Genomic DNA, 10,911 nt, shown 5'->3' on the forward strand with positions numbered 1-10,911 from the left:
TTGGCGAACTGCACGTAGGCATCGGCGACGCCGTACAGCGTCACGTTGGTGGAAGAGGCTTGCGCGTCTTGCGCATTGGCAGCCGAGGCAGCGGCGAGAGCAACCGCGGTCACGGCAAAGGTAGCGAGTTTCATGGGTTGGTTTCTGCGATGGCAGGTGGTCAAAACCGCGCCATCGTAGGAATCGCTGGCGGACGGGAACCTGTCCGGCAGATGACAAATTTGTCAGTGTCCTTCCGTGTGCGAACCCTTCGCATCAAAAACCACAAAGTCACACAAACACAATAATTACCACATAGCATGGGTGGGATCGACACGCTCCCAACCTCAGTCGGAACCCCCATGCACGCCATCCCTACCCCGCGGCCGGCCACACCGGCCCGCCACACATCGCTCCGCCACACACCGTCTGCATCGACTGCAGCCGCTTCCGCCCGGCGCTTCGCGCTGGGGGTGAGCGTCGCGATCTCCGTCGCGCTGACCGCCTGCGGCGGCGGCAACGACAACAAGGATTGCGGCTCGGCGGGCAACACCCGCGACCTGCATTGCGCGCCTTGAGCACGACGAACCCACGGACCGATGCCATGACGCTCAACCGCCGCAATTTCCTCCGCACCGCCGCTGGCTCCACCGTCGCGCTGGGCCTGTTCCCGCCCGCCATCCAGAGGGCCCTCGCGATCCAGGCCAACAACACGACCGGCACGCTGAAGGATGTCGAGCACATCGTGCTGCTGATGCAGGAGAACCGCTCGTTCGACCACTACTTCGGCACGCTCAACGGCGTGCGCGGCTTCGCTGATCCGTTCGCGATCCCGGTGCCCGATGCCGGCGCCATCCAGCGCCGCACGGTCTGGTCGCAGCCCAACGCCGTGAGCGGTGCCGCGCCGGCGGTGGTCGCGCCCTTCCACCTGAACACCACGCAGAACTTCAACGTGATGCGGGTGGAGGGCACGCCGCACTCGTGGGGCGACGCGCAGTACGCCTGGGACCAGGGCCGCATGAACACCTGGACCACCTACAAGAAGAACCATGCGATGGGTTACTACACGCAGGACGACCTGCCCTTCCAGTACGCGCTGGCGAATGCGTTCACGTTGTGCGATGCCTACCACTGCAGCTCGCAGACCGGCACCAACACCAACCGCCTGTTCGCGTGGACCGGCACCAACGACGGCCTGGCGCTCGGCAACGGCCCTGCCACGTACAACGACTACGACTGGTTCGACGCCAACCCCGGCAATGACGGCGGCTACACCTGGACGACCTATCCCGAGCGTCTCGAGCGTGCCGGCATCACCTGGCAGGTCTACGAGAACATGGACGACAACTTCACCGACAACTGCCTGGCCGGATTCCATTCCTTCCGCGACGCGTACTACCAGCGCCCCGGCTACTCGGAAGCGCTGCGCCAGCGCGGCGTCGGCACGCGCGACCTCGACAAGCTGAAGGAAGACGTGCTCGCCGGCAAGCTGCCGCAGGTCAGCTTCATCGTCGCGACGGCAGAAGGGTCGGAGCACCCCGGGCCGTCGAGCCCGGCCCAGGGCGCCGACTACACCGCCAAGGTGCTGGATGCGCTGACCGCCGACCCCGCGGTCTGGAGCAAGACCGTGCTGTTCCTGAACTTCGACGAGAACGACGGCTTCTTCGACCACGTGCCGCCGCCGGCACCGCCCTCGTACGCCAGCTGGGATGCCGATCCGGCGAAGGCGGTGCTGGCGGGCGCGAGCACGGTGGACACCGCGGCCGAGTACCACGAGCACCTGAAGGCGTACCACACGGCGGCCTACGAGCCCTCGCTGCTGCACCGGCCGTACGGCCTCGGGCCGCGCGTGCCGATGTACGTGATCTCGCCGTGGAGCAAGGGCGGCTGGGTCAACTCGCAGGTGTTCGACCACACCTCGCCGCTGCAGTTCATCGAGCAGCGCTTCGGCGTGAAGGAGCCCAACATCTCGGCCTGGCGCCGTGCGGTGTGCGGCGACATGACGTCGGCCTTCAACTTCGCCGACCCGAACAACGCCGAGTTCTTCAGGAACCTGCCGGCGACCACCGCGTTGGCGGACCGTGCACGCGCGCTGCCCCAGCGCACCGTGCCCACGCTGCCGAACGAGGCCGCGATGCCGGTGCAGGCCAAGGGCACCCGCCCGTCGCGCGCACTGCCGTACGAGTTGCACGTCAGTGCGGTCTGCACCCCGGCCTCGCAGCAGGTCACGCTGATCTTCTCGAACACCGGCCGCGCGGCAGCGGTCTTCCACGTCTACGATCGCCTGCACCTGGATGCCGTCCCCCGGCGCTACACCGTCGAGGCCGGCAAGCAGCTGCGGGGCAACTGGGCCCTGGCAGCGGACCTGGGCGTCTACGACCTCTGGGTGCTCGGGCCGGCCGGACTGCATCGCCATTTCACCGGCAACGCCAGCACGCTCGCCGTGGCGAGCCGGCCTAATCCGGAGATCCAGGTCTGCTACGACGTCGCCAACAGCGACCTGGTGCTGAAGCTGCACAACACCGGCACGGCGGACTGCACCTTCAGCGTGCGGGCCAATGCGTATTTCGACGCCACGGTGCAGACGGTGGCGGTCGGCCCGGGCGGCGAACAGACGCTGGCGTGGGCGCTGAAGGACAGCGGCAACTGGTACGACTTCAGCGTCGGCGTGCCGGCGCTGCCGGGCTACAGCCGCCGCTTCGCCGGGCGCCTGGAAACCGGCGCGCACCTGGTCAGCGACCCGGYGATGTTCGGCCCCGCGGTCGCCGACCAGCCGTCCATCACACGTTGACCCGGCGCAAGCCGTCCGTCCGCCGGGCGGCTTGCGGCATCATCGCCACATGCTCCAGCAAGATCGTCATCAGCGCATCCGGGCCCTGCTCGCCGGCGACGGGCAGGCCAGCACCGAGCGCATCGCCAATGAACTGGGGGTGTCGCGCGAGACGGTGCGGCGCGACGTGCTCGCGCTGGAAGCCGCCGGGCAGCTGCGCCGCGTGTTCGGCGGCGTCCTGGCCTGCGACACCGAGGCCGAGCTGCCGCTCGCGCAGCGCAACAAGATCCATGCGCTGGACAAGCGCGCGATCGTGCGCGCTGCGGCACGCCTGCCGCAGCCGGGCCAGTCCTTGTTCATCGATGCCGGCAGCACCGTGTCGATGCTGGCGCAGGAGCTGGCCTCGCTGCGCGACTTCACGGTGATCACCAACTCGTTCGACGTGGCATTGAAGCTCGCCAGCCCGACGCTGGACGGCGGCTCACCCCGGCACCAGGTGCATGTGCTCGGCGGACGGCCGCGGCCGGAACTGGCCGCGAACTACGGCGACGCCACCGTGGCCGAGGTGATGCGCTGGCGGGTCGACTGGGCCCTGCTCTCGCCCGTCGGCGTGGAGGCGCGCATGGGCGCCAGCAGCTTCGATCCGTCGGAGGCGGAGCTGGCGCGCGCGATGGTGCGCCAGGCCCGGCGCACCGTGCTGCTGGCCGACCACAGCAAGATCGGCGTGTGCGCCCGGGTCGCGTTCTGCGGCATCGAGCAGGTCCACCAGCTGATCACCAACAAGCGGGCCCGGGAATCGGCGGCGCTGCACGCGCTGGCCGACGCGGGCTGCGAGTTGACGCTGGTGTGACGGGTGTGATCGAGGCGGGCAACCCGCGCTCGATCAGATCGAGAACCCCAGCAGCATCGCGACGCCGGCTTCCTTGTTCGGCCGCACGAAGCTGTCGCGCGTCAGGCGGCTCATCTTGATCGTCAGCGCATCGGTCAGGAACCACTTGGTGTACAGCGCGTTGATCTCGCCGCTCACGTAGAGCTGCGCCAGGCTGCGGTCGACCGACGCGAGCAGCGCGGTGTCGCCCTTGCGCACCATCACCGCGTACGGCTCGACCGACAGTGCCAGGTTGCTGACCTGGAAGGTGTCGAGCGCCTTGTCGTTGGAGGCCAGGCCGAGCAGCAGCGAATCATCCTGCGGGAAGGCGCGCACGCGGCCTTCCTTCAGCGCCTTGTAGGCTTCGCCGTTGCTCGCGAAGGTGGTCAGCTGCGCATGCAGCTCGCCGTTGGCCAGCTGGTTGAAGAGCTTCTCCGAGGTCGTGCCCTTGCTGAGCGCCACCGGCAGGCCGTTCAGGTCCTTCACCGACTCGACCTGCAGGTTCTTCGGCGTCAGCAGGCGCATCGAGGCGACGAAGAAGGTGTAGCTGAAGGCGACCTTCTCCTGGCGTGCGCGGGTGTTGGTGGTCGAGCCGCATTCCATGTCGATCTCGCCGCTCAGCAGCTTCGGGATCCGCTCCGGTCCGCTGACGACCTTGTATTGCACCTTCAGGTCGGGCAGCTTCAGCTCGCGCTTGATGCCTTCGACCGCATTCAGGCACAGGTCGACTGAGTAGCCGACCGGTTGCTTCTGTTCATTCAGGAACGAGAACGGTCGCGCGGCCTCGCGCACGCCGAGCACCACGACCTTGGTCTCGCGGATGCGGGCCATCGTGTCGGCGGGGGCCTGTGCCTGCGCCTGGGCGAATGCCGCACCGCTGGCACCGGCCAGCAGCAGCAGGCCCGTCACGTGGCGCACGACGTGGCGCATCACGCCGTGAAAAGGGGAGAACATCTTGGAAGCTCCGACCAAAAAGGGTCGAATTATAGGGTTTACCCTATTCGCATTTCCGTGACGGAGGTCGCACTGGACGGGAACCTCTATCCCCTTGTTTCGGGGGAGTTTTGCTTGACGGACCTCAAATGGGCAGGCTAGGTGGGCGGCCCTTCAGCAACGGCAAACCGCGGTAACGCCCTTCGAAGTAGCGCTTCTCGACATCCTCGCTCTCCCGGCCCTCGAAGTCGTGTACCGATCGAAGCTGGGTCGCGCCGTTGGCATCGCGCTCGACGATCCAGATCTGGTCGCGGCGCAGCAGCTTCGTGCCCATCAGGTGGGTGTCGTGCGTCGTGAAGACCAACTGGGAGGGATCTTCGCTGTCCAGATGCTTGTCGATCAGCGCAGCGACGATCTTCGGGTGCAGGCTGCTGTCGAATTGATCGACGGCAAGTACTGCACGGCTGCCGTATCCCTTGATCGACCACGGAACAAAGAATCCGATCAGATTCCTGGTCCCTTCTGACTGATCGTCGGGATCGACGGATCCGGCCTGGAACGCAGACACCGGAACATCCAGGTCTCGCAAGAATGCGGCGAGCTCCTGCGCAAGGCTCGGGAGTCCTTTCGCCGCCAGTTCCTGAGCAGAGACCGCGTACCTCTGCATGCCGCGCAGCACCACTTCGACACTCTGGCTCAGCCAGGTGAATGGACGCCGCAGTTGCTTCATCTCCGCGTTGCTGTTCGCGACAGCCTGCGAGATGAACAACAGGTTCGGTGGCGTCAATTTCCGCCATGCCTGATGCAGGTCACCCCCGCCTTCGAGTTCAGGGCCAAAGGCATAGCCCTCGGTCTCGTCAGCGTAGCGCCGCTCGTACAACAGGGTCTCGTTCCCTTGCGGAAAGGCCGCCAGTCGCTCGTGCACGAGCCTTGAGCGTGTCGCTGCCAGCTCGAACTGGTATCGAACTCCATCCTGGATGAAATGGACCTCGAATGAACTCGGCGCCTGCGCCAATGCCGGATCGAGCGCGAACGGGGTCACTGGCAGCGCAGGGGCCAGTGCACTCGACGACAGATTCGCGATCAAACCGATCACCGACAGCGCCTGCAAAAGGTTGCTCTTCCCCGCTGCATTCGGCCCATACACCGCACACACCTTCAGCAAGTCGGGAAACTTCTCGCCACTGAGCGGCGCCTTGAAGGTGTTCCTGCCCTTGCGCAGCCGCGGCGCGGCCACCATCGACAGCGTCTGCCGCTCCCGGAACGACCGGAAATTGGCCACGGAGAACTCAATGAGCATGGCGGATGCAACAGGTCAGGACCGGGCAAGTGTCTCACCCGGCAATACCACGGGTGCATCGCCGACAATCCCCCGAATGTCCACCGAAGATTTCCGCGTCCTGGCCGTGATCCCGCCGATGACGCAGCTCAACACGCCGTACCCGTCCACGGCCTATCTCACGGGCTTCCTGCGCTCGCGTGGCATCACGGCCGTGCAGGAGGACCTGGCGCTCGCGCTGGTGCTCGACCTGCTGTCCCCCACCGGCCTCGACCAGGTCCGCGACCGCGCGCAGGCACAACCCGAGGCGCAGCGCTCCGCGCCGGTCACCGTCTTCCTCGACGCCTTCGACCGCTACCGCTCCACCATCGCCCCCACCATCCGCTTCCTGCAAGGGCGCGACTCCACCCTCGCGCACCGCATCGTCGGCCGCGACTGGCTGCCCGAGGGCACGCGCTTCCGCTCGCTCGACGTCTACGTCGACGACGAGGGCGGCGACCCGCTCGCCTGGGCCTTCGGCGCGCTCGGCCTGCAGGACCGCGCCCGTCACCTCGCGACGCTCTACCTGAACGACCTGGCCGACGTGCTGCGCGACGCCATCGACGGCCGCTTCGAGTTCGTGCGCTATGCCGAGCAGCTGGCCGCGAGCCAGGCCGATTTCGATCCGCTGGCCAGCGCGCTGTCGGCCGCGCCGAACCTGGTCGACGAGCGCCTCGCCGCACTCGCACTGGCCGCGGTCGAGCGCCACCGCCCCCACCTGCTGCTGCTGTCGGTGCCCTTCCCCGGCTCGATGTACGCCGCGCTGCGCATCGCGCAGGCCGTGAAGGCGGCGCACCCGCAGATCGCCATCGCGCTCGGCGGCGGCTTCGTCAACACCGAGCTGCGCGAGCTGTCGGAGCCGCGCGTGTTCGACTTCGTCGACGTGGTGACGCTCGATGCCGGCGAACGCCCGCTGCTCGCGCTGATCGACCACCTGCAGGGCAAGCGCTCGCAGCAGCGGCTGGTGCGCAGCTTCGTGCGCGAGGCCGAATCGGGCGCAGTCCGCTACATCAACGGCTTCGCCGAGCCCGACATCCCGTTCGACCAGGTCGGCACGCCCACCTGGGACGGCCTGCCGCTGGACCGCTACCTGTCGCTGCTCGACATGCTGAACCCGATGAACCGGCTGTGGAGCGACGGCCGCTGGAACAAGCTGACGGTGGCGCACGGCTGCTACTGGAAGAAGTGCAGCTTCTGCGACGTGAGCCTCGATTACATCGCCCGCTTCGAGCAGGCCTCGTCGACGACGCTGGTCGACCGCATCGAGGCCATCGTGCAGGAGACCGGGCAGACCGGCTTCCATTTCGTCGACGAGGCCGCGCCGCCGAAGGCGCTGCGCGCGCTGGCCGCCGAGCTGCAGCGCCGCAAGGTCGAGATCACCTGGTGGGGCAACGTGCGCTTCGAGAAGACCTTCGACCGCGAGCTGTGCGAAGAGCTCGCCGCCAGCGGCTGCATCGCGATCTCGGGCGGGCTCGAGGTGGCCTCCGACCGCTTGCTGAAGCTGATGAAGAAAGGCGTGTCGGTCGAGCAGGTGGCGCGCGTCACGCAGGCCTTCTCGGAGGCCGGCATYCTGGTGCACGCGTACCTGATGTACGGCTTCCCGACGCAGAACGAGCAGGACACGGTGGACGCGCTCGAGTACGTGCGTCAGCTGTTCGAGGCAGGCTGCATCGCGAGCGGCTTCTTCCACCGCTTCGCCTGCACCGTGCACTCGCCGGTCGGCCTGCAGCCCGCCGACTACGGCATCTCGCTGCAGCCGCTGCCGCCGGGCCGCTTCGCGAAGAACGACGTCGGCTTCATCGACCCGACCGGCACCGACCACGACGCAATGGGCCGCGCGCTGAAGAAGGCGATCTACAACTACATGCACGGCATCGGGCTGGACGCTGACGTGCGCAGCTGGTTCGACGTGCGCGTGCCGAAACCGACGGTCGGCCGGCACCGCATCGCGAAGGCGCTGCAGCAGGTGCAGTAGGTCGGGAAAACGAGCCCGCTCTTCCGTTCCGGTACACACGTACCATAGGTCCGAGACCCACCGCCTTTGGCCCGTTTTTCGTGTCGATCGGCACCCCACTCCTTCCCAGAATCGGCTCCCACTGATGGCGCATGACGCGCCCGATGGAGCCCGAGATGTACCGATCGCCGTTCTTCAGCATCATCACCACGACCCACCTGCGCGCACCGCTGCTGGCGCGCGCCCTGCGCTCGCTGCGCGCCCAGACGTTCCAGGATTTCGAGGTCATCGTCGTGGCCGACGCGCTCGACGGCGACACGGCCACCGTCTGCGCCGAACTGCTGCGCGAGCAGGACATGTTCATCAAGCGCTGCGGCCGCTGCGGCCCGGCCGAGAGCCGCAACCAGGGCATGCGGCTCGCACGCGGCGAGTGGGTGATGTTCCTCGACGACGACGACACCTTCGCGCCCGAGCACCTGCAGCGCACGCAGGCCCACATCAGCGCCCACCCTGAGGCCAAGGTGCTGTACTCCGATTTCGACGTGCTGAACGAAGACCGCGAGAAGGACCTGCACGCGGTCCTCGCGCGCACCCGCATCCACCTCGGCGGCCACCCGATCGAATCGCTGCACGTGAAGAACTTCATCCCGAACAACGCGCTGGTGTTCCACCGCCTGGCGCTCGAAGGCTGCAGCGTCGACCCGCATCTCGAATCGCAGGAAGACTGGGATTTCCTGCTCTCGGTGTGCCAGAAGGCGATGCCCCAGTACTACGAGGGTGGCGGCGCGATCGTGCACAAGGACGAGGTGAACCCCGGCCTGCACCGCGGCACCGCGCCGGCGGCCACGAACAACACGGTCGTCGTCGACTTCCTGCACACCTACCGCCGCTGGCGCGCGCCCACGCCCTTGCTGCAGGCCCAGCGCCAGCAGCTGATCCAATCCGTCGGGCTCAGCCTGCCGGTGGCCTGGTTCTGATCCGGCGCGTGGTCTAGGGCCTGTTAACAAGCCCTAAACTGGCGCTCCCCCGAGGGGCCGAACGAGCCCCCAGGGCCGTCACCACCGACCGGAGGAGTTTCCCTTGAACCTGATCGATCCTGCGCGCCGCGCCCTGCGGCATGCGTTGCTGGCGTGCGCCCTTGTGGCGGCTGCCGGCTGCACCACCATCAGCACCGCCCCCGACCCGCTGAAGACGCCGCCGAAGGCGAACGAGAGCGTGGCCGTGGTGAGCATCACCGGCAACACGGCCCAGGTCACCGCGATGGACGTCGCCTCGGTGACGCGGCTCAATGCCGATGGCAGTTCCAGCGGCAGCATCTTCAACCTGACGCAGGTGGCACCCGGCCTCGCGCGCGACACCTCGCTGTTCGTCGGCGTGCTGCCGGCCGGTGCCTACGAGTTCTCGGGGCTGTCGAACAGGGCGACGAACCAATCCCTGCGCATGACGCCGACGATGCGCCAGCGCATCGGCCGCTTCACCATCGTCCCCGGCACGCCGACCGACCTCGGCCGGCTCATCATGACGCCGGTGAACACGAACGTCGTCGTCGGGCGCAGCGCGACCATCACGTCGAACCTGCCGATGATGCAGCGCTTCGCTCCCGAGCAGGCGCAGCGCTTTGCCGGCACGACGCCCGGCGGCTGGGACGGCACGCGCACGTCGAACGACCTGGTCGAGGAGTACGCGCGGCTGCGGCCGGTCGGTGCCGACAACATGGTCGAGCTGTCCGATGGCCGGGTCGTCGCCGCCTCGCGCCTGGGCAGCCTGCTGATCCGGTCGACGGAGGGCCACTGGCGCGTGCTGCCGAGCACCGGACTGGAGTCGCTGCTGCACGTGACCCCGGTCGACCGCCCGGATGCCAGCCTGGTCGCGGCCGGCGAGTTCAGCACGCTGCTGCGCCTTCCACCGGGTGGCGACCGGCTGGTGCCGATCGACACCGGCGACCTGCCGCCCGGCAACCTGCTGTTCGTCGACGGCAACGACCGCACCGGCTGGTACATCGCCGAGCAGAGCGGCACCGAGGTGACGCTCTTCAAGTCGCCTCGCCTGGTCGCCGGCACCTGGACGCCGGTGCGCAAGGAAAGCGTCGCAAACAGCTTCTGGAGCGGCGCGAACTCGTTCTGGATCTGGCGCGCCCCGCAGGGCCTGACCTACGCGCTGAGCACCGGCCAGATCCAGTCGCTCGACTACGCGAGCGGCATCTGGCGCACCACCACGGCCCCGAACAACAGCCGGATCGTGACGATCGAGTACCACCCTGGCGGTTCGCTGGGCATCGTCACCTCGCCGGGCGGCGGCTTCGCGGGGGTGTTCGCGTCGCTGTACCTGTCGAAGGACATGGGTGCCAACTGGAGGGAGATCAAATCGGACTTCAACGTGAAGGTCGCTCCGCCCTACGAGACGCTGGGCGGCACGCTGCTGAACCCGGGCGGCGTCTTCACCGACCAGGTACTGAAGGCGAGCGACGACGGCGGCAAGACCTGGAAGAAGCGCGGTGATTTCCCGCTGGCCTGGCACCTTGTGCAGTTGCCCTCGGGCAAGACCTTCGCGGTCGACCGCGGGCAGCTCGGCCTGTTCTCGATCCGCTCGTCCACCGACGAAGGCACGAACTGGAAGACGGAGTACAGCAATTTCGACGCGAAAGCGTACGAGTCGTCACAGAAGAAATAGCGTCCTGCTGCGCGAGGATCGCTCCAACTGGTATTCAATTGGATATTCTGACGGCAGCATCTATCCAGAGGGAGCGATTAAAAATGGTCATGACCACTTCCGCCTCGGGCGGTTCCGCGCGCCGCGTGCTGGCGTCCTTGGTTCTGTCGGTGGCGGCCGCGGCCGTGCACGCGGCCTACCCGGCCTGGAAACCCGACACGTTCTACGCGGCGGGCACGATCGTGTCGTACGCCGGGCACGACTACAAGGCCTGGGTCGCGCAGACCGACTACACCGGCACCGGCTGGAACCCGACGACGGCGAGCTGGTGGCAGGACCTCGGGCCGAGTGGCGGCACGCCGCCCGCGCCCGCGCCGGCCCCTGTCCCCGCTCCGGCACCCGCCCCGGCTCCCGCGCCAGCACCTTCGCCCGCCCCCGCC

The 10,911-nt window shown here is 67.6% G+C and carries 9 protein-coding genes; 7 read left to right on the forward strand and 2 right to left on the reverse strand.

The window, feature by feature from the left end; genetic code table 11:
* The first annotated feature begins 341 nt into the window (after positions 1–341).
* Genes AC1D1T_RS25020 through AC1D1T_RS25030 form a run of 3 tightly spaced genes read left to right on the forward strand, consistent with a single transcriptional unit; the run spans position 342 to position 3,599 of the window.
* On the forward strand, positions 342–557 hold the full coding sequence (locus tag AC1D1T_RS25020; RefSeq protein ID WP_477827686.1) for a hypothetical protein: 216 nt from the start codon (positions 342–344) through the stop codon (positions 555–557).
* 26 nt (positions 558–583) lie between these two features.
* On the forward strand, positions 584–2,770 hold the full coding sequence (locus tag AC1D1T_RS25025; protein WP_477992683.1) for a phosphocholine-specific phospholipase C: 2,187 nt from the start codon (positions 584–586) through the stop codon (positions 2,768–2,770).
* Between the two features lie 49 nt (positions 2,771–2,819).
* Complete coding sequence (locus AC1D1T_RS25030) at positions 2,820–3,599, forward strand: DeoR/GlpR family DNA-binding transcription regulator (RefSeq protein ID WP_477827689.1); 780 nt, start codon at positions 2,820–2,822, stop codon at positions 3,597–3,599.
* A gap of 33 nt (positions 3,600–3,632) precedes the next feature.
* On the opposite strand, the gene AC1D1T_RS25035 is transcribed toward AC1D1T_RS25030, so the two are convergent.
* Positions 3,633–4,571, reverse strand: a complete 939-nt coding sequence (locus AC1D1T_RS25035; RefSeq protein ID WP_477843549.1) for an amino acid ABC transporter substrate-binding protein — start codon at positions 4,569–4,571, stop codon at positions 3,633–3,635.
* A gap of 124 nt (positions 4,572–4,695) precedes the next feature.
* Positions 4,696–5,850 carry an AAA family ATPase gene (locus AC1D1T_RS25040; RefSeq protein ID WP_477843551.1) on the reverse strand — a complete coding sequence of 385 codons (1,155 nt, stop codon included), beginning with the start codon at positions 5,848–5,850 and terminating at the stop codon, positions 4,696–4,698.
* Positions 5,851–5,926: 76 nt separating this feature from the next.
* Here AC1D1T_RS25040 and AC1D1T_RS25045 point away from each other — a divergent pair, with 76 nt between their 5' ends.
* The 4 genes from AC1D1T_RS25045 to AC1D1T_RS25060 all read left to right on the forward strand — a co-directional run.
* Entirely contained in the window at positions 5,927–7,843 is a 1,917-nt protein-coding gene (locus AC1D1T_RS25045) for a B12-binding domain-containing radical SAM protein (RefSeq protein WP_477992684.1), read from the forward strand.
* A gap of 131 nt (positions 7,844–7,974) precedes the next feature.
* Positions 7,975–8,799, forward strand: coding sequence for a glycosyltransferase family 2 protein (locus AC1D1T_RS25050; RefSeq protein WP_477844442.1), 825 nt, complete (start codon positions 7,975–7,977; stop codon positions 8,797–8,799).
* Between the two features lie 103 nt (positions 8,800–8,902).
* Positions 8,903–10,492, forward strand: a complete 1,590-nt coding sequence (locus tag AC1D1T_RS25055) for a beta propeller repeat protein (protein WP_477826714.1) — start codon at positions 8,903–8,905, stop codon at positions 10,490–10,492.
* A gap of 89 nt (positions 10,493–10,581) precedes the next feature.
* A partial coding sequence (locus AC1D1T_RS25060) for a carbohydrate-binding protein (RefSeq protein ID WP_477992685.1) occupies positions 10,582–10,911 on the forward strand: 330 nt, incomplete at its 3' end.

It is taken from the genome of Rhizobacter sp. P2_H3 (genome assembly GCF_056403355.1).

What these genes read in the sequence shown, in the direction of transcription:
- AC1D1T_RS25020 (WP_477827686.1), top strand. Translation starts at nt 342, where the DNA reads ATGCACGCCATCCCTACCCCGCGGCCGGCCACACCGGCCCGCCACACA.
- AC1D1T_RS25050 (WP_477844442.1), top strand. Translation starts at nt 7,975, where the DNA reads ATGACGCGCCCGATGGAGCCCGAGATGTACCGATCGCCGTTCTTCAGC.
- AC1D1T_RS25035 (WP_477843549.1), bottom strand. Translation starts at nt 4,571, where the DNA reads ATGTTCTCCCCTTTTCACGGCGTGATGCGCCACGTCGTGCGCCACGTG.
- AC1D1T_RS25040 (WP_477843551.1), bottom strand. Translation starts at nt 5,850, where the DNA reads ATGCTCATTGAGTTCTCCGTGGCCAATTTCCGGTCGTTCCGGGAGCGG.
- AC1D1T_RS25030 (WP_477827689.1), top strand. Translation starts at nt 2,820, where the DNA reads ATGCTCCAGCAAGATCGTCATCAGCGCATCCGGGCCCTGCTCGCCGGC.